This is a genomic window from Levilactobacillus sp. LN180102 (assembly GCF_050106635.1).
In the GTDB taxonomy this organism is placed as follows: Bacteria; Bacillota; Bacilli; order Lactobacillales; family Lactobacillaceae; genus Levilactobacillus; species Levilactobacillus brevis.
In genome coordinates this window covers 124501-142411 of record NZ_JBNIIX010000001.1, presented here as the reverse complement: position 1 = coordinate 142411, position 17911 = coordinate 124501, and the positions used below count along the sequence as shown (strand labels likewise).

The window sequence follows — 17911 nt, the reverse complement described above, 5'->3', positions numbered from 1 at the left end:
CGATATGATGACTTTGCTCAAAAAATTTGGTTAGTTTTGAATTAATAGTTTGATATTACGACTAATATTATGAATTCGAGATACCTTGGTATAGCGGGGTACGTAGTCATTAGCTTTTTTTAGACTAATAGTTTGAACATCAAATTAAATGGGTGGAACTTTCGCTAAAGAAAGAAGGATGGTTATGAGTGTTTTGACGGCTGCCGAAATTATGACGTTGATTCCCAATCGTTACCCTATTTTATTCATGGATCGGGTGGACGAATTGAATCCGGGAGAATCCATTACGTGTACGAAAAATGTCACGATCAACGAAGAATTTTTTCAAGGCCATTTTCCCGGTAATCCGGTTATGCCAGGCGTCTTGATCATTGAGTCGCTGGCCCAAGCCGCATCTATTTTGATTTTAAAGTCGGAACAATTTCAAGGAAAGACGGCTTATCTGGGCGCCATTAAACAGGCTAAGTTCAGAAAAGTTGTCCGTCCAGGGGATGTTTTGTCATTATATGTTGAAATGGTCAAGCAACGGAGTAATATGGGAACGGTTAAGTGTACCGCAAGCGTCGGCGAGAAGGTCGCGTGTTCGGCTGACTTAACCTTTATCGTAGCAGCTGCTGACGATAAAATTTAATTCAGAAGAAGAGGAAATAGTCCAATGCAAGCTAAACCAGAAAACAAACGAGCAGATTACCGCTTTATTAACGACGCCCTAGTCGATATTTATGATAATATCATGCGTATTGAAGAGGGGTCGATTAAACAAAGTCGGTTTAAAGATATTACTGCTAAGGAGTTACACTTGGTTCACGCGATTGGACTACATTCTCACAAAACAACTTCAGAAGTTGCGAAGACACTGAATCTGAGTAAAGGAACATTGACAGCTAACTTGAATGTTTTGGAACGCAAGGGTTATATTGTCCGAACGACAAATCAGCAGGACCGGCGCATCATTAATCTGGGACTGACAAGTAAAGGACGCTTGCTATATCGTGCCCATGATGCCTTTCATCGTCAACTAGTCGAAGGCTTTTTAAAGGGTTTTGACCAAGATGAGGTGCAATTGATTAAGCAAGCGATGGTTAACCTACAAACATTTATTGATGAGGTTTCATTGAAATGAAATTTGAGAATTTTAACATTCTGGCAACAGCTGGTTATACACCTGAACGGGTTGTGCCGAATTCAGAGTTAACAACGATGATGACAACTTCTGATGAGTGGATTGTTCAACGAACCGGTATCCATCAACGGCATGTCGTTACGGCGGAACGGACCAGTGATCTATGCACACGCGTCGCCCAGCAACTTTTGCAGCGAAGTGGTTTACAGGCTACGGACATTGATTATATTGTGGTGGCAACCATGTCACCTGATTATCAAACGCCGGCGGTTAGCGCTCAAGTGCAAGGCAATATTGGGGCGACTAAGGCGGTTGCCCTAGATGTCAATGCGGCGTGCTCCGGCTTTGTTTACGGCTTACAAGTCGTTCACCGGTTGTTGATGGGCGATTCACCTAAGACGGCGTTATTGATCGGTGGTGAAACATTGAGCCGATTAGTCGATTGGCAAGATCGTTCGACCGCTGTTTTGTTTGGGGACGGTGCCGGTGGTGTCGTGTTGACCAGTGCGTTAGCCCAAGATGGGGCATTTATTGCCGCTGACTATCGAACCATGGGTGAACAAGGCCGTTATTTGACCGCTGGTGCTAATGGCGTTGACTCGCCATTTGCCAGTGATCCGCAACTGGTGCTCCCGTTCTTTAAAATGAATGGTCGTCGGGTTTATAATTTTGCGATCAAACAGGTTCCAGCATCGCTGCGACGAGTGCTGGACCAAGGCCATTTAGCAGTTACTGATGTTGATTATTTTATCTTACATCAAGCCAACCAACGAATCATTGAGCGGATTGCTGAGGACTTAACGGGATCAATGGCTCAATTCCCCGTTAATATCGGCCAGTATGGGAATACAGCAGCGGCCAGCGAACCGTTGCTATTGAATCAACTCGTCACCTCACACGTGATTAAACGTGGCGATGTACTGGCGCTTTCTGGATTCGGTGGTGGCTTGACGATTGGGACAATGATTTTACGCTATTAATTTAAAATTTGGAGGCAATACAATGACAACACAAGCAGAAGTTTTTAATCAATTAAAGGAAATTTTGGTCGATCAACTGGATGTAGACGTAGATAAGATTACGCTGGCAACCAATTTTAAGAATGATTTGGAATTAGATAGTTTGGATGTCTTTGAAGTCATTGACCATATCGAAGATACTTATGATATCGAAATTGACGCGGATACGGATAGCGGCTTAGAAACGGTTGGCGGACTGGTTGACTATATTTTGAAAGCAACGGCAAAGTAGGGTGAGACTGTGCAATTAGGGTATCTATTTAGTGGTCAGGGTGGTCAATTCCCCGATATGGGCCAAGACTTATATCGCCAGGAGCCGCGTTATCGTCAGGTCATTTCAGCGGCCAGTTCGGCGTTATCAGTTGACTTAGCAGATCCGCAAATCAGTAATGATCCCCGTTACTTGCAAGCTAGTATTGTTGCCATGAGTACCGGAATTTTTAACATTTTGACTGCCGAGTTGCCGCTGCCACTAGCAGCCAGTGGACTGAGTTTAGGTGAATACAGCGGCTTAATTGCGAGCCAGATGCTCTCTCTTGAAGCGGGCATTAGACTGGTTGATGATCGGTCACGTTATATGACGTTAGCGGGTACTCAACAACCAGGAAAGCTAGTGGCCTTGCCCAAGATGACGGATATGGCTTTACTAGACCAGGCATTAAAAGTAGGTCAACAACAGGGCATTGTCACGGTGGCAAACTATAATACGCGTAAGCAGGTCGTTATTGGGGGAACCATTGCCGGTGTTGATGCGGCTAGCGCTTTTTTGAAGGACAACGGGACCAAACGTATAATCCCATTAGATGTTAATGCCGCGTCACATACGCCATTAATGGCACCAGCCAGTGAGCTGTTGAAGAAGCGATTAGCGTCAGTTGTCAGCCATTCGGCAGCCTTTCCGGTGATTAGCAATACAACTAAGATGCCCTTTACCCCTGAAACATTGCCACAGACACTCTGCCAGCAACTCGTTCAGCCGACGTATTTTCGCGACTGTTTACAGCGGCTAGCGGCGTTGGGGGTGACGACAACGATTGAATTGGGACCGGGGCATGCCTTGACCGGATTTGCGAAGAAGACATTGCCGGATGTTACGGCTTGGCATATTGACAGTCTAGAGACACTAAATGAAGTTCGACAAAAGGTGGGAAAGTAATGACAGAACAACGTGTGGCAATTGTCACGGGTGCCGGAACGGGGATTGGCTTCGCTATTGCTGAGCAATTCCTAAAGGTTGGTATCCGCGTCATTTTGAATAGCCATCATGAATTGGCGCCTGCTGAGCAGACCATCATTGACCAGTACTCGACGGCAATTGTTGTGACGGGCGATGTGACTCAGGAAACGACAGCTGATGAATTGGTCACGCAAGCCATGAATCACTTTGGCCGGTTAGACATTCTGATTAATAACGCGGGAATTACTCGCGATAAGTTATTAACGAGAATGGCAGCTGCTGACTTCACAGCGGTGATGACAACCAATGTTTTTGGGGCATTTAATTTAACCAAGGCGGCCATGAAAGTGATGCAAAAAGCGCGACAAGGTGCCATCGTTAATCTATCCAGTATCTCTGGCTTACACGGTAATATTGGTCAGGCGAATTATGCAGCCAGTAAAGCGGCAATCGTTGGTTTGACGAAGGCCAGTGCCAAGGAAGGTGCGTTGCGGCAAATTCGCGTTAATGCGATTGCGCCCGGGATGATTGCAACGGCAATGACCGGTGCAATGAGCGAGAAAAGACAAGCAGCAGCTCGCGAGGTCATTCCATTAAAACGGTTTGGAACAGTCGCTGAAATTGCGACGACAGCACTCTTTTTAGTGAACAATGCTTATATTACCGGTCAAGTGATCACGGTTGATGGCGGATTAACCATTTAGAGGAGGAAAATCTTAAATGAATAATCGAGTTGTGGTAACCGGTATGGGGGCTGTTACGCCTATCGGAAATGATGTAAAAAGTTATTTGGATAACCTATTTACCGGCGTTGTTGGTATTGGGCCGATTACGAAGTTTTCAGCCGATACCGGCATTTATGTGGCGGGTGAAGTCAAAGATTTCGATGCGCAACAGCGACTGACTAAAAAAGCGGCTAAGCGAAATGATCTCTTTACGAATTACGCCTTATATTCGGCTCATGAAGCAATGACGATGGCGGGGCTAGATGAGACGACCGTTAAACCGGAAGATTTGGGAGTCATTTATGGTTCTGGGATCGGGGGCTTGACCACGATTGAAGAACAGGTTATTAAGATGCATGATAAAGGGCCTAAACGAGTATCACCATTATTTGTGCCTAATTCCATTGTTAATATGGCCGCTGGAGATATAGCCATTGAATTCAATGCACAGAACACGAGTCAAGGGATTGTGACAGCCTGTTCATCCGGAACTAATGCAATCGGAAATGCTTTCGAGTATTTAAAGCAGGGCAAAGCCCAGGTCATGATTACCGGTGGTTCTGAAGCGAGTGTTAACGAGATCGGAATCGCTGGATTTGCGGCTTTAACCGCGTTAAGTACAGCTAGCGACGCTCAGATGGCGTCAATGCCATTTGACCGGGATCGACATGGCTTTGTTTTAGGTGAGGGTGGTGCCACTCTTGTGCTAGAGACGCTGACGCATGCACAAGAACGCGGTGCCAATATTTTAGCAGAAATTGTGGGGTATGGGACCACTAGTGACGCGTATCATATGACAGCACCTGATCCAACTGGAAAAGGGGCGCAACGTGCGATGCAGCAAGCCATAGACGAAGCCGAACTAGATCCTAGCCAGGTGGATTATGTGAACGCACACGGGACCAGTACAATGGCCAACGATAGTGCAGAGGCCCAGGCCATTGCTCACGTGTTTGCCCATAACACGCACATTAAGGTTAGCAGCACCAAAGGGATGACGGGACATTTGTTAGGGGCGGCTGGTGCCATTGAAGCCGTCGCAACGATTGGCGCTTTGCAACGACAACAGTTACCCGTCAACATTGGTGTTCGTCATCAAGATGACGCTTGCCCAGTGACCCTAGTAACGGCCCAGAATCGTGAGACGCCCGTTCACTATGCGATTAGTAATTCATTTGGCTTTGGTGGGCACAATGCTGTACTGGCCATTAAAGGGGTGTAACGTGAATGAAAAACGAAGATATTGAGCACCTATTGGAAAAATTTGATCACTCGTCGTTAAAGGATTTCCACTTGGTTCAAGATGATTTTCAGTTGTCGTTGAGTAAGCGAGAAGACACCAACGTTCCAACACCGGCAACGATTGACCAACCTACGCCTGAGCCAGCGGGTGAAACAGCAAAGGAATCTGCAGAACCGACCATCACGGCGCCATTAGTTGGCGTCGTGTATTTGGCACCGGCACCGGAAAAACCCGTGTTCAAACAAATCGGGGATCACGTGGAAAAAGGGGACGTCGTGTGTGTGGTTGAAGCCATGAAAATGATTAATGAAGTGAAGAGCGACCTGACCGGCACCTTAACGAAAGTATTGGTGACTGATGGGAGCATGGTGGAATACGATGAACCATTATTACAAATCAAACCAGATTAAGAGGCGTTAAACGTATGGATGTGCAAGAGATTATTCCGCAACGATATCCGTTTCAGTTGATCGATCGATTACTTGATGTTGAGCCAGGCAAGCAGGCAATTGCTCAGAAACTAATTACGATTCATGAGTGGTACTTCGCGGGTCAGACAACCGCCAATCCAGTCGTTCCCCGACCAATCTTGATTGAGTCACTTGCGCAAACGGGCGTGGCGGCAATTCTGTCGCTACCAGCCTATCAGGATCGTAATGTCTTCTTTGGTGGAATTCGCTCAGCTGAATTTATGTCAGATTTTTACCCGGGAGATGATTTAACGCTCCATGTCGCGTTGACAAAAATGAAGCGCAATATGGGAGTGGGAACGGGCCAAATTGTGCGTAACCATGAGACGATTTGCCAAGCAGAATTAATCTTTGCGATTTCATGATGAAAGTGAGTGATGAGATGTTTACGAAAGTATTAGTCGCTAATCGTGGTGAGATTGCGGTGCAGATTATCCGCGCATTGCATGATATGCAGATCTCAGCCGTTGCGGTTTATTCGCAAGCTGATCGAGAGAGTTTATTTGTCAAGCTGGCTGATGAAGCCGTGTGCATTGGTGGCCCGCAACCCGCTGATTCCTATCTCAATATGACACAAATTATCAGTACGGCTAAGTTACTCGGCTGTCAGGCCATTCATCCGGGGTATGGTTTTCTCTCGGAGAATGCCACCTTTGCGCGGTTATGCCAACAGTGTCAGATAACTTTTATTGGCCCCAATGCTGATTTAATTGATTTAATGGGAGATAAAGCTCACGCCCGTGCGGCTATGCAGGCTAATCAAGTACCGGTCATTCCGGGAAGCGATGGGGTACTGGATTCTGCCGACCAAGCGGTCCAGATTGCTCAAAAAATTGGGTATCCGGTGCTCTTAAAGTCAGCAGCAGGCGGTGGTGGCAAAGGAATTCGTGAGGTACAGACGGCAGCAGAGCTACCAGCGGCATTTGAGCAAGTTCAGCAGGAAGCCAAGCTTTCTTATGGGGACGCGGCCGTATATTTGGAAAAATGTATTGGCCAAGCCAAACATATTGAAATGCAGGTGATTGCCGATAACTTTGGCGAAGTGGTGTATTTACCAGAGCGAGATTGTTCGCTGCAACGACATCATCAGAAAGTTATTGAAGAAAGTCCTTGTGGCATGATTGATGCTAAGCAACGGCAGTGGTTGGGCCAAACGGTTGCCCGAGCTACCCGGAAATTGGGATATACCAACACGGGAACCTTTGAATTCTTAATGGATCAAGATCACCACTTTTATTTCATCGAAATGAATACGCGGTTGCAGGTGGAACATACGATTACGGAAGCAGTTACAGGCATTGAATTGGTTAAGGCCCAGATTAGAGTGGCTGCTAATCAGCCACTGGGTTTTACCCAAGCAGATGTCAAATTGAACGGCTATGCCATCGAATGCCGATTGAATGCAGAAGATCCACAACACCAGTTTGCGCCCTGTCCAGGTAAGATTACGGCGCTTTATTTGCCAGCTGGTTCACTGGGCGTTCGCATTGATTCGGGCGTCATTGCCGGTAGTGTGATCTCACCTTATTATGACGCCATGATTGCCAAGCTAATCGTTAGTTCCCAACAGCGGACAACGGCATTAGCCAAGATGGACCGAATTTTAAGTGAAATGCAGATTGAGGGAATTAAAACGAATCGCCAATTTTTGCGGCAGTTGTTAACGCAAAGGGCCGTACAGGCCGGAATGTTTACCACGACGTTTATTGCCGAGATGCGGCAAAAAGGAGATGAAGCGGATGTTACCAGCGAAGTTCAAAACGCCCAGTCAGAAGAGCCTTAACCGACGGATGGCAAGTATTCCCGATGGATTGGTTAGGCGGTGTCCTGTTTGTCATACGACCTTTTTGACCGACCATTGGGAACCTACGCGGTTATGTCCCGCCTGTGGCTATGGGTTTCGGTTAACGGCAATGCAGCGGATCAAATTAACTATGGATACCTTCCAAGAAACAAATGCGCAATTGACGGTACCAGACCGTTATACGGATGCTGCTTATCAGGCCAAGGTTGCTCGGGGCCGCCAGCTAACCGGCTTGAACGAGAGTGTGTTGACTGGTTTTGGCACAATCGATCACCAGTCGACAGCAATTGGCGTCATGGATGCGTTTTTTGTGATGGGCAGTTTGGGAACGGCGACGGGAGAAAAAATAACCCGCTTATTTGATGAGGCGACGGCTAAACGGTTGCCGGTTATTTTGTTCACGGCTTCTGGCGGTGCGCGAATGCAAGAGGGCATTCACTCACTGATGCAAATGGCTAAAGTTTCTGCGGCAGTGGCGCGCCACAGTCAAGCTGGCTTATTGTATATCGTTGTTTTATGCGATCCAACTACTGGTGGTGTGACGGCAAGCTTTGCGATGCAAGGCGATCTCATCTTGGCCGAACCCCATGCCTTAGTGGGATTTGCTGGTCGCCGGGTGATTGAACAAACCATTCATCAAACACCGCCGGCAGACTTCCAACGAGCTGAGACTGTTCTACAGCACGGGTTTATCGATGCTATTGTGGCCCGTCCACAATTAAAACAGCGATTAGCAGATCTGCTACGACTTCATAAGGGGGAATCTTAATGGTTAAATCAGCCTATCAGACGGTGCAGGCAGCCCGTAGTCAAGATAAAATCACGACTGAAGCCCTGATTGACGGGCTCGTGACGGACTTTTTTGAATGCCATGGTGACCGGGTAGATGGTGATGATCCGACAATCATTGGTGGTATCGGTCGGCTGAATGGTCAACCAATTACAGTGATTGGTACCCGTAAAGGACGAAATCTAACGGAGAATGTAGCGCGCCATTTTGGAAGCCCGATGCCCCAAGGCTATCGAAAAGTTCAGCGGTTATTGCAGCAAGCCGAAAAGTTTGGCCGACCTGTTTTGACGCTCATTAACACCCCTGGGGCGTACCCCGATGTGGCCTCTGAATTTCATGGTCAAGGAGAAGCAATCGCCCAATGCCTTTATCAGGGGATGCAATTAAAGGTTCCTTACATCAGTCTGATCTTTGGCGAAGGGGGCAGTGGTGGCGCACTGGCTTTGGCTTGTGGTGATCGGGTGTATATGACAGTAGATAGTATTTACAGTGTGTTGTCACCAGAAGGGTATGCCAGTATCATGTGGAAAGATGCGAGCCGAGTGCGAGAAGCGGCAGCGGCCTTGGCATTAACTCCGCAGGATTTGAAACGTGAAAAAGTCATTGATGATATTTTGCCAGAGGTCCATACGGCCGCTGAGTTATCGCAATTGACCGACTTCTTACATGAGCAATTTAAAATACTAGGCAAGTTACCAATATCGACCTTAATCGATCAACGACAAACCCGATTTGACCAGTATTAAGAACATGATGAAAAAATGGAGGATGACAGAATGAACGGAATCTTGACGGACAAAGTGATTGTCGTGATGGGCGTCGCCAATCAGCGGAGTATTGCGTGGGGGTGTGTCCAAGCCATCCTAGCACAAGGTGGCACCCCCGTTTTGACCTACCAAAATGAACGACTAAAAAAGAGTATTCAACGGTTCGTTCCGGAAGATATTCAGTTAGTAGCGTGTGACGTTGCTGAAGATGCAGCTATCCAGCAAACCTTTCAACAAATTGGCGAGCGCTATGGAAACATAGATGGTGTAATCCATGCGATTGCCTATGCTGATCCCGAAACGTTGAAACAAGGACTGGTTGAAACACGGCGGACAGGGTATAACTTGGCACAGGAAATCAGTGCCTACTCATTCATTGCGGTTGCCAGATATGCGCGCCCATGGTTGACGAAACCAGCCAGTCTAATCACGTTGACTTATTTTGGGGCAACTCGAGCAATTCCTAATTACAACATGATGGGCGTTGCTAAAGCGGCCCTAGAATCTAGTGTGCGGTATTTGGCAACGGATCTGGGCACGGAGCAGATTCGAGTGAACGCGATCTCTGCCGGTGCGGTTAAAACATTAGCGGTCACGGGGATTAAGGGTCATGGCGACTTACTGAAGATGTCAACCAGTCTGACAGTCGATCAACAGAGCGTGACCACTTCGGAAATTGGTAACGTCGCCGCTTTCCTATTGAGTGATTTATCTACGGGGATGACGGGGGACATCCTGTACGTCGATAAAGGTGTGCATTTAATGTAAGGGGGAACTTCTATGCAGCCAAAGGGCAATCAATTAGCGGTGGATCGGATTAGGGAACTGCGCCAAACGACGTGCCCCATCGCGATTCAGCTTCGTTCAACGGTTGATTCGACCAATGCCTGGGCGAAACGAGTACCGGCGGCAAGTGACTCGCCAATGCAAGCCTTTTTGGCGGAGCAGCAAACAGCTGGTTATGGGAAACGTCAGCGTGCCTTTTTTTCGCCAGCCTTTCAAGGTGTTTATTTGACCGTTCGTACTGCGGTCACTGCACCAGTGAATCCAGGGCGATTGACAACGGCAGTGGGGGTCATGGTGGTTAGATGTCTAGCGGCTACCTATCCCAAACAGACCTTTCAGTTAAAATGGGTCAATGATATTTTGTTGCATCAACGAAAGTGTGGCGGCATTCTAATTGAAAATTTGCTGGATCGGCAAGAGGTTCTTATCGGAATTGGTTTAAACGTGACCACGCGGTTTTCAACAGAATTGGCGAATAAGGCCACCTCAATCGTTGGGGGCAATTGGGTTGATCGGAATGGGTTGGTTGCCGGACTGCTGGATGAGCTGGTTATGGGATTACCACATTATCAAGATGCACAGTTCTTGGCGGATTACCAACAGCTATGCACCACGTTGGGACAAGCAGTGCGGGTTCAAGTTGGACCGGACTGGGTACAAGGAGTTGCGGTTACCCTGACTGATCAAGGAGCGTTAGTGATTCAACTCGCGTCGGGTGAGCGGCGAATCGTTGCGAGTAGCGAAGCGATTAAGGTGATGACCCCGGTCGGTGATTATCGTGGATAGGAGGAACGCTATGCAAGAGCGTCAGTCAATTCCCTTAGTGGGATTATTTATTGCTATTATTGTTATCTTTGGTTTTTTTCCAGCAATCCCACTGGCAATTAGTCCGGTTCCCTTGGTTTTACAAAATATGGGTGTGATGGTTGTCACATTATTATTGCCAACGCGTCAAAGTCTGGCTGCAATTGGTCTGTTTTTACTTCTGGTACTGGTTGGCCTACCAGTATTGGCTAGCCGTCAAGCCGGTCCAGCCGTGTTTCTGGGGCCTAACGGGGGATATTTAGTGGGGTGGCTGATCATGCCGCTTATGCTGCAAGGCTTAACTTATGGCCGAGTACCACGGTTAGTTGCCATTCTGCTTAGTGCGATGGGTGTTGATATTTTGGGTGCGGTGTGGCTGAGTACAGTTACAACGATGTCCCTGCCACAAGCGCTAGTCGCCACATTGGCCTTTATCCCCGGTGATTCGCTCAAAGCGGTTGGCGCGTGGTGGTTGGCTCAGCGGTTACGAAAATGGGCACCAAAAATGATATAATTAAAAAGCCTTGACTTTTTAAGCAAACTCCTGTATAGTTACTAATTAGAGTTTAAGAGATGCTAATAAAGTGATTCAGAGAGATTGATTAGCAAGCCGGAGTTTCTTAGATTTGAAAAACGCTCGCCCATTCGTAGGAATGGCGAGCGTTTTTTTCAGCTATTAAGAACATTGTGAGCCGTTAGTCGTTGTAAATGGACCAGTATCTGGTACAGTTGAGAGTAGAGATGAAGGAGGCAGACACATGTCAATCAGTGATCATCAGCAGTGGTTAGTGGATTTTTATCGACAACGCAACTGGTACCAATATTCGCCCTTTGTTCACCTGAACTTTTTAACTGAAGAAGTCGGTGAGGTATCGCGAGCAATTCGCGCCGAAGAAATTGGCCGGGACCATCCAGGGGAACGCCAGGCGACGATGGCTGAAAAACGCGCAAATCTCAAAGAAGAGTTGGCAGACGCCTTGGATCAGGTGCTGGTGATTAGTAGTTTGTATGATATTGATGCGGCTGACTTACTAACGGCGAGTGAACAAAAGCTGACCCAGCGATTTAAGCAAAAGTAATGAAAAGGCGATGTGGATTCTGGCATACCTTTTGTGATAAATGACTAGTTCTGGCTAAATCAGTTAATATGTAAAAACTATGCTGTTATAAAGATAGTTGGATAATGTGTTGTACAAAGACTATTATAGCAGGAAATTTGGCTTGATTACTTGGTGAAACATGCTTGCTTTATTGTAATATACAAACGTACTAAAGGGCTGTTGGTTGAGCATGGATATTCTTATTGTTAATGACTAATTGAACGACTACTGTAGTACTAAGCTTAGTTTGTGACACAGATTCCCTAACCTAATAGAAATGATGTGATCTTATGGCTCAGGCATTAATTGTCATTGACATGCAACAGGCATTGGCGAAGATTGATCGCCGTAATCAGATGGTAGCAACAATCAATCAGCGAATTGATCGCTATCGAGAGGCCCAGCGACCGATTATTTTTATCCAACACACGGAACCGGGGATGGAAGTTGCTAGTGCTGGTTGGCAGTTATTTCCGGATTTACATGCTGCAGGATCGGATGTCTACTATAACAAGACTCGACCGGACTCATTTTATCAAACCGGACTAGAGGCCTTTTTAAAGATGAATCAGCTAAGGACGATTGAAATCTGTGGGGCCCAAGTTGAGTATTGCGTGGATACGACAATCCGGGTTGCCTATCATCTAGGGTTTCAGATTGAGTTATTGATGGCCGGGATTTCGACGCTTGATAGCGATCTCTTGACGGCGACGCAAATCAAACAGCATCATGCGCATATCTGGGAGCATCGATTTGCGGAGTTTGTGACGGCGGACACGGAGTTAGATGGTCAGTATCAAAAATAGAAAGTCTGTTAAATGAAATTGGGGGCTAGATGGACAAAAGCCATTGCGAATCAGTATCGCCCCAAAAATCCAGCTAAAATTGCTAATCAGGAAAAGGTCAACGCTCAGAAGCACATATTCTGAACGTTGACCTTTTAGATTGAGAGAATTGAAATTAATTTGTGTATTTGTGGGGTAGTAATACGTCATTTAGATGTTGGACCGTTTTGCGGGCGCGCAGCATGCTGTAGGTCCAAATGACGAGGTAAATACCAACAAAGATTAGGGTGTATAGCAGTAACCAAGTCACATTCAGCGGGAACCAACCGGCCAAGATGGCCAATGGTGTAAACCCGAGATAGGACAACCCCAAGTGCCAAATGGTCTGACGAGCGATACTCCAATGCTCATTGAAGAAAATAAGACTGGTTAGGCTAAAGAGTAACCCGATCGCCGCCCACAAGCCGGCCGCGGCTAGGGTGGCCATCGTATTTGAACTAAGATGGGCGACGAAATCTGGTGATGAAGGCATAAAAGTCGTGGCGTGGTTGGTTAACGAGAAGAATAACGTACAAATAAATCCAATCGAGAGGCCTAGAAAGGCACCAGAAGTAAGAATCCCTAGTCGTTTCATTTTAAAAACTCCTTTCGAATTTGTTGCATGCAGCGTCGTGAGACGAATGTGGTGGCGCCAGTTGAGAGTAAGACCTGGCCAGAAGGGGTCAAGGAAAAATGGCGAATGTGCTGTCGATTGACCAGTTCGCCACTCGAAAGCTGTAGAAATAGGTCACTGGGTAAGAGTTGTTTGAGCTGGTAGATTCGCTGGGGAAGTGTATAGGTGGTGGCCTTGGTTTCCATGACCATGTGTTTAGCATCGGTGTGGATACGGATAATTTGGTCCACTGGTACTAGCTCGCGAGTCCCCCGGGGAGAGATTCCGGCGATTAGTTGGCTATTCGTCAATTGCGAGATATTAGTTGCTAAATGCTGAAGCTCCGGTGTTTCAGCAGGAGCGTTAATGGTAATAAACGGTGAGATAAAACTGGCGTTGAGATTAAAGGTCACGTGCATGGTTACCGCCTGCCTTTCTGATAAGTTCAGCATACGCAGTTTTACAGTAGTCAGCAAGCTTTGCGGAGTATGTGGTTGTTAGTACCGGATATTTGGTTAACAGCAGGTGAATGCATTTATATGCTGGATATGTATACGAATCCGTAGCTTGTGGTACTCTGAACAGCTTATCGTTTGATTCATGCCAACTTAATTAATTGGGCTAACCAGCGATTGCTATGTTTGGACCAAGTGGCGTACAATGCGGCTATCGTAAATGAATAAGAGGTGCAAAAATATAATGACGAAATCAAATATCGTTACGTATCCGGCTGTATTCCATGATAATGAAGTTGGCGGGTATACCGTAACTTTCCCCGATATTGAAGACGCTACAACCAGCGGCCAAACCCTAGGCGAAAGTCTGGTCAATGCGGCAATTGTTCTCGGTCAGACACTCCATGATCAGCCAACTGTATTACCATCTGCGACGACTATTACTGAATTAATGCATCAATACCCCATGGCATTTATTCAGTTTGTCGCGGTGGATTTAAACCAAGTCATTGAATCAGCAGTACCGACTGATCAAGTGGACCTACAATTGATTCAGTAACTGATGAAATAAAGCGTTGTGAGCTGGTTCCGATTATGGGGACCGGCTTTTTATTAGGTGTGAGAGTGAGTTGTCGGGTGGTGTGCCAGATTGCCGTTGCCACGTTTCTGCGGTATGCTATAAAATATAAATGAGTCTCACAACGAAACTCATAAAAAATGGCGGTTTTGAAATTTTGGAATACCGGTTTGGCGGTGTTTCTTTAGTGTATTCCCCACACATGTGGGGGTGATCCTGTAACTGAATTTGTGCCGGTGTTGTCGCTGTTTGTATTCCCCACACATGTGGGGGTGATCCTGTCGAAGGCGATGTACGTGAACTGAAAAGTAAGTATTCCCCACACATGTGGGGGTGATCCCTCCCGGTTGACTGACACCATAAGCGGCCACCCGTATTCCCCACACATGTGGGGGTGATCCTAGATGGCCTTTTTCGGCTTAGCTGCCTTAGTGGTATTCCCCACACGTGTGGGGGTGATCCTATTAGTTGGTCGAATAGAAAAAAGCTAGGTATGTATTCCCCACACGTGTGGGGGTGATCCTGGCTGAAAACGAGCTTGTAGCATTTGAACCAAGTATTCCCCACATATGTAGGGGTGGTCTCAATACTGGGGATGGCTCTAACACCGGGGGCAACACTGATACCGGTAATGGTTCAAATACCACTGGTGATGACAACAGTTCAAGCATCTCAGTATCAATCAGTTCAAACGATTCTGACGAACAGATCAAGCAAGCTGTCGCAAGTCTTAAAAAGATTGCCGCTCGTTACAGCATTAGCACTACCGCTTTAGATAACGTGGTTGCTAAGGCATCAGATCCAATGTCAGCAACTGACAAGGCAGAAATTGTTGCCGCGTTCAGTAACGTGGTTTCAAAGATTAAAGATATTCAGAACTCAGATCAAAACACTGTTGATCAGAATACTGGTGACAATGCTTCAGATCCTAATCACGCCAATACTGGCTACACAACTAATTTGAGTGGAACGGCAGCGGCTAATAAGCGTCTTTCCGAGAATAAGTTAGTGCCAGTTAAGCCAGATTACGATACTACACCGATTAACCCACACGATAAGAAGTATCTGATTGATACAACTGCTCTTCGTGGTCAAAAGATGGTGATGATTGAAGATATGTCAACTGGACAAGGAACTAAGGAAGATCAGATTACTTCTGAAGTTGACGTGAACAACGCGAAACAAACTGTTCGCGTGACCAATCCAGCAATCCATACCATGCAGACCATCAATAACAAAAAGAACTTTGTTTTGAAGGGCGATGGCTCAAACGTGCAAGAACCAATCGTTGATAAAGTTTCATTTACTGACTTTGCGCCGGGTGAAAAGATGGTATTAACGGCCGTTGAAATGGATGCTGGAACACAACAACCAGTAATTCTTGATAATCAGTATTTGATTGGACGTAAGACACTCACGCCAACGACTTCTGATGGTGTGGCCACCGTTCAATTTAATGAATTTGACGGTGCCCCAAATGCGCGTTACATGACTCCGGTACTAAATAGCGCCGGCCTTGTTACCAACAATGCTGTAAACGATGGAATTTCATCTGCACAAGACAGTGATAACAATGCCGATGCGGTCAACCGTGACGAAACTAACGATGCTCAGGCTGATGGAACAACTACAGGTGCTTACCAAGGTGTTGCCGGTTTAGGTCTGGGGACAGATGATACGGATGCTGAAACCGACACAACGGCGTACAACATCAATCTGCAGTCCCTTAACTCATTAGCAGCATTGTCAGATGGCGACCAAGCTAAATGGGTAGCCTATGAAACGGCACAAAGTGCCGATGGTAGCATTGTTGCCGAACATAAGGATGCCTCTGATACGGGTCAAACTATCTCAATTACGCATAATGCTGGAACCACAGATAACAAGGCGCAAGGCGGATTGACGGTTAATAACCAAAATGGTCAGAAACAAGGAAACGATGGCAGCTTAGACAGTCACAACAACAATAATCCATCGAATGGTAGCAATCCATCAAACGGTGGTGGTAGCTTGTCTAACGGCAGTAACCCAACAACTGGAAGTAGCACAACGCCAGGATCACAGTACACAACTACTCAACCTGGTCAAAATGGAATGACGCCTACCACACAAGTTCCTAGCCAGTTGCCTTCGCAAGCACGTTCAGTGTTCTCACAAGGGCAACCACTTCAAGGAACAACATACGTCCGTCCAAGTGTTACCCGTCCAACTTTTGGACAAACTGGTGGAACCGATAAGCTAAGTAACAATTGGTTCTACAACTTTATCTACCGCTTCATGAAATAATTTCCTTCATGTGAATATTTGCTTGTGTTAGCAAGTAAAAAAGAACCCACATTGCTGTTTTACATCAACAGCGATGTGGGTTCTTTTTTCTATTATTTTATTATTGACTAGTACATTACAATGGCGTTTGCAATAGCTTGACCATCATCTATGGTCACAGCGCCAACTCCAATGTGAGTAAAGGACGATTTCAGTAAAATGTCACGATGTCCCCAATTGTGTGCGGCATCCTGATAGATATAATCACGAAGACTCTGTCGCACAGCCATCCGAGCTGGTGCATTTGCAACCCATCCTAGGCATTCCCCATAGGTTGACACGTTAATTCCAGCTTCTTTCATGTATAACCCGGCAATGATGTTTCCATTACTATCACGGTGTACAAGCTTATTTGCCAACTTTGTATCTTGTGCTCTTTTATCAGCAATGCTTGCAAGAGTGACATCTGCTGTTACTGGCAAAAGTCCCCTTGATTGGCGTTCTTGATTTAGTAGCTCAACAAATATGGACTTATAATCGTTCAGATTAGCGGGGTACTTAGAGAATATTTCTGTATCGTAGTAGGCCTGTCCGCTATCATCTCCTGTTTTCTGAGTGGGATTGTTTTTGCTATTAGTCCCATAACTGTAAAGGTCTTTAAGCGGCACATTTGCATCTGGGTCAACCGGAACCTTGTTTGTTGTCTTGGTTGACGTTTTTCCGTTAGTCGATGATTTCTTGATGACCTTTAGGTAATTATTGTAGACGTAACCGTTCAGTTTTTTGTTCTTTGAACTTACACGATCATACCAAACCGCCGGTTTGCCGGGTACCTTAATCAAATAAGCCTTCTTAGTAGTCATGACCTTATTTTTGTACTTGGTAAGATGCACACCACGCTTGGTCAATTTGGTGCTGGTGTAAACATATCCCTTTTTAGCCTTGACCTTCATAGTCTTGTACTTCATGGTGCGGACTACCTTGCCAGGTTTTCGTTTTGCGGCCTGCGATGTAGTTGGGATAGCTGCAGTGATACTGAGACCAACTAAGGCACTGAATGCTATGCAAAGTAACTTTTGTGCTTTATTAGACAATTTGAATTCCCCTTTTCGTATTGTTTTATACACTTATATTATTCAACATATATACGAGTAATACCAGTGAATTTTAAAAATTCCTTAAAATAGTCAACATTTTTTTGTTGAGAAGGTTGACCGAAATCATCCCCCCACAGCGTGCCGGTAATAGGCGTGGCATGGCGTGAAAACCAATATACGTATAATTAGCCATGAACATCTTAAAACGCCTAAAACGGGCAAAATATGCCGTGTATAGGTGCCAACAAAAGTAAATTGACACAGAAAAGCAT

General features: G+C 46.1%; 22 protein-coding genes and 1 CRISPR repeat array. Of the genes, 19 read left to right on the top strand and 3 right to left on the bottom strand.

Going from position 1 to position 17911, the window contains the following annotated elements:
* Window positions 1-184: 184 nt before the first annotated feature.
* The 17 genes from fabZ to ACP4IT_RS00685 all read left to right on the top strand — a co-directional run bounded on the left by fabZ (window position 185) and on the right by ACP4IT_RS00685 (window position 12614).
* Window positions 185-631: a 3-hydroxyacyl-ACP dehydratase FabZ gene (fabZ, locus tag ACP4IT_RS00765; protein WP_024525322.1), complete on the top strand. Its 447-nt coding sequence runs from the start codon at window positions 185-187 to the stop codon at window positions 629-631.
* A gap of 24 nt (window positions 632-655) precedes the next feature.
* Window positions 656-1123, top strand: coding sequence for a MarR family winged helix-turn-helix transcriptional regulator (locus ACP4IT_RS00760; RefSeq protein ID WP_015473661.1), 468 nt, complete (start codon window positions 656-658; stop codon window positions 1121-1123).
* Window positions 1120-2103 carry a beta-ketoacyl-ACP synthase III gene (locus tag ACP4IT_RS00755; RefSeq protein WP_156646560.1) on the top strand — a complete coding sequence of 328 codons (984 nt, stop codon included), beginning with the start codon at window positions 1120-1122 and terminating at the stop codon, window positions 2101-2103. Before ACP4IT_RS00760 ends, ACP4IT_RS00755 begins: the two co-directional genes overlap by 4 nt.
* 22 nt (window positions 2104-2125) lie before the next feature.
* Window positions 2126-2374 carry an acyl carrier protein gene (locus ACP4IT_RS00750; RefSeq protein WP_011667659.1) on the top strand — a complete coding sequence of 83 codons (249 nt, stop codon included), beginning with the start codon at window positions 2126-2128 and terminating at the stop codon, window positions 2372-2374.
* A 9-nt stretch (window positions 2375-2383) separates the two neighbouring features.
* A complete protein-coding gene (locus tag ACP4IT_RS00745) occupies window positions 2384-3298 on the top strand; it encodes an ACP S-malonyltransferase (RefSeq protein ID WP_011667658.1) in 915 nt (304 codons plus the stop codon).
* On the top strand, window positions 3298-4023 hold the full coding sequence (locus ACP4IT_RS00740; RefSeq protein WP_011667657.1) for a 3-oxoacyl-ACP reductase family protein: 726 nt from the start codon (window positions 3298-3300) through the stop codon (window positions 4021-4023). Before ACP4IT_RS00745 ends, ACP4IT_RS00740 begins: the two co-directional genes overlap by 1 nt.
* A 16-nt stretch (window positions 4024-4039) precedes the next feature.
* Complete coding sequence (gene fabF / locus ACP4IT_RS00735) at window positions 4040-5266, top strand: beta-ketoacyl-ACP synthase II (RefSeq protein WP_011667656.1); 1227 nt, start codon at window positions 4040-4042, stop codon at window positions 5264-5266.
* 5 nt (window positions 5267-5271) lie between these two features.
* Entirely contained in the window at window positions 5272-5697 is a 426-nt protein-coding gene (locus ACP4IT_RS00730) for an acetyl-CoA carboxylase biotin carboxyl carrier protein (protein WP_011667655.1), read from the top strand.
* Window positions 5698-5711: 14 nt separating this feature from the next.
* Window positions 5712-6122 carry a 3-hydroxyacyl-ACP dehydratase FabZ family protein gene (locus ACP4IT_RS00725; RefSeq protein WP_011667654.1) on the top strand — a complete coding sequence of 137 codons (411 nt, stop codon included), beginning with the start codon at window positions 5712-5714 and terminating at the stop codon, window positions 6120-6122.
* A gap of 17 nt (window positions 6123-6139) precedes the next feature.
* Window positions 6140-7540: an acetyl-CoA carboxylase biotin carboxylase subunit gene (locus ACP4IT_RS00720; protein ID WP_024855045.1), complete on the top strand. Its 1401-nt coding sequence runs from the start codon at window positions 6140-6142 to the stop codon at window positions 7538-7540.
* Window positions 7497-8330 (top strand): acetyl-CoA carboxylase carboxyltransferase subunit beta, encoded by an 834-nt coding sequence (locus ACP4IT_RS00715; RefSeq protein ID WP_011667652.1) that lies wholly within the window; start codon window positions 7497-7499, stop codon window positions 8328-8330. Before ACP4IT_RS00720 ends, ACP4IT_RS00715 begins: the two co-directional genes overlap by 44 nt.
* Window positions 8330-9097 carry a carboxyltransferase subunit alpha gene (gene accA / locus ACP4IT_RS00710; protein WP_015473665.1) on the top strand — a complete coding sequence of 256 codons (768 nt, stop codon included), beginning with the start codon at window positions 8330-8332 and terminating at the stop codon, window positions 9095-9097. The genes ACP4IT_RS00715 and accA overlap by 1 nt, the downstream gene beginning before the upstream one ends.
* A gap of 30 nt (window positions 9098-9127) precedes the next feature.
* Window positions 9128-9886 carry an enoyl-ACP reductase FabI gene (fabI, locus tag ACP4IT_RS00705; protein WP_426855145.1) on the top strand — a complete coding sequence of 253 codons (759 nt, stop codon included), beginning with the start codon at window positions 9128-9130 and terminating at the stop codon, window positions 9884-9886.
* A 12-nt stretch (window positions 9887-9898) separates the two neighbouring features.
* A complete protein-coding gene (locus ACP4IT_RS00700; RefSeq protein WP_011667649.1) occupies window positions 9899-10690 on the top strand; it encodes a biotin--[acetyl-CoA-carboxylase] ligase in 792 nt (263 codons plus the stop codon).
* Window positions 10691-10700: 10 nt separating this feature from the next.
* Window positions 10701-11222: a biotin transporter BioY gene (locus tag ACP4IT_RS00695; RefSeq protein WP_011667648.1), complete on the top strand. Its 522-nt coding sequence runs from the start codon at window positions 10701-10703 to the stop codon at window positions 11220-11222.
* Between the two features lie 244 nt (window positions 11223-11466).
* Window positions 11467-11787, top strand: a complete 321-nt coding sequence (locus ACP4IT_RS00690; RefSeq protein WP_015473668.1) for a MazG nucleotide pyrophosphohydrolase domain-containing protein — start codon at window positions 11467-11469, stop codon at window positions 11785-11787.
* A gap of 311 nt (window positions 11788-12098) precedes the next feature.
* Window positions 12099-12614, top strand: a complete 516-nt coding sequence (locus ACP4IT_RS00685) for an isochorismatase family protein (protein WP_156646562.1) — start codon at window positions 12099-12101, stop codon at window positions 12612-12614.
* A gap of 154 nt (window positions 12615-12768) precedes the next feature.
* Here the strand turns inward: ACP4IT_RS00685 and ACP4IT_RS00680 are convergent, their stop codons facing one another.
* Window positions 12769-13227, bottom strand: coding sequence for a DUF3021 domain-containing protein (locus tag ACP4IT_RS00680; RefSeq protein WP_047020950.1), 459 nt, complete (start codon window positions 13225-13227; stop codon window positions 12769-12771).
* Window positions 13224-13664: a LytTR family DNA-binding domain-containing protein gene (locus tag ACP4IT_RS00675; RefSeq protein WP_047020949.1), complete on the bottom strand. Its 441-nt coding sequence runs from the start codon at window positions 13662-13664 to the stop codon at window positions 13224-13226. Before ACP4IT_RS00675 ends, ACP4IT_RS00680 begins: the two co-directional genes overlap by 4 nt.
* A 280-nt stretch (window positions 13665-13944) precedes the next feature.
* Between ACP4IT_RS00675 and ACP4IT_RS00670 the strand changes: the two genes are divergently transcribed.
* Both ACP4IT_RS00670 and ACP4IT_RS00665 read left to right on the top strand, forming a co-directional pair.
* A complete protein-coding gene (locus ACP4IT_RS00670) occupies window positions 13945-14259 on the top strand; it encodes a type II toxin-antitoxin system HicB family antitoxin (RefSeq protein ID WP_225365186.1) in 315 nt (104 codons plus the stop codon).
* Between the two features lie 207 nt (window positions 14260-14466).
* Window positions 14467-14861: direct repeats of the CRISPR family, unit length 28 nt; unit sequence GTATTCCCCACACATGTGGGGGTGATCC.
* A 220-nt stretch (window positions 14862-15081) separates the two neighbouring features.
* The gene (locus tag ACP4IT_RS00665) at window positions 15082-16563 is read left to right on the top strand and encodes a VaFE repeat-containing surface-anchored protein (protein WP_156646566.1); all 1482 of its coding nucleotides are present in this window, start codon (window positions 15082-15084) and stop codon (window positions 16561-16563) included.
* A gap of 107 nt (window positions 16564-16670) precedes the next feature.
* Here the strand turns inward: ACP4IT_RS00665 and ACP4IT_RS00660 are convergent, their stop codons facing one another.
* On the bottom strand, window positions 16671-17636 hold the full coding sequence (locus tag ACP4IT_RS00660) for a CAP domain-containing protein (RefSeq protein ID WP_156646567.1): 966 nt from the start codon (window positions 17634-17636) through the stop codon (window positions 16671-16673).
* Window positions 17637-17911: the final 275 nt, after the last annotated feature.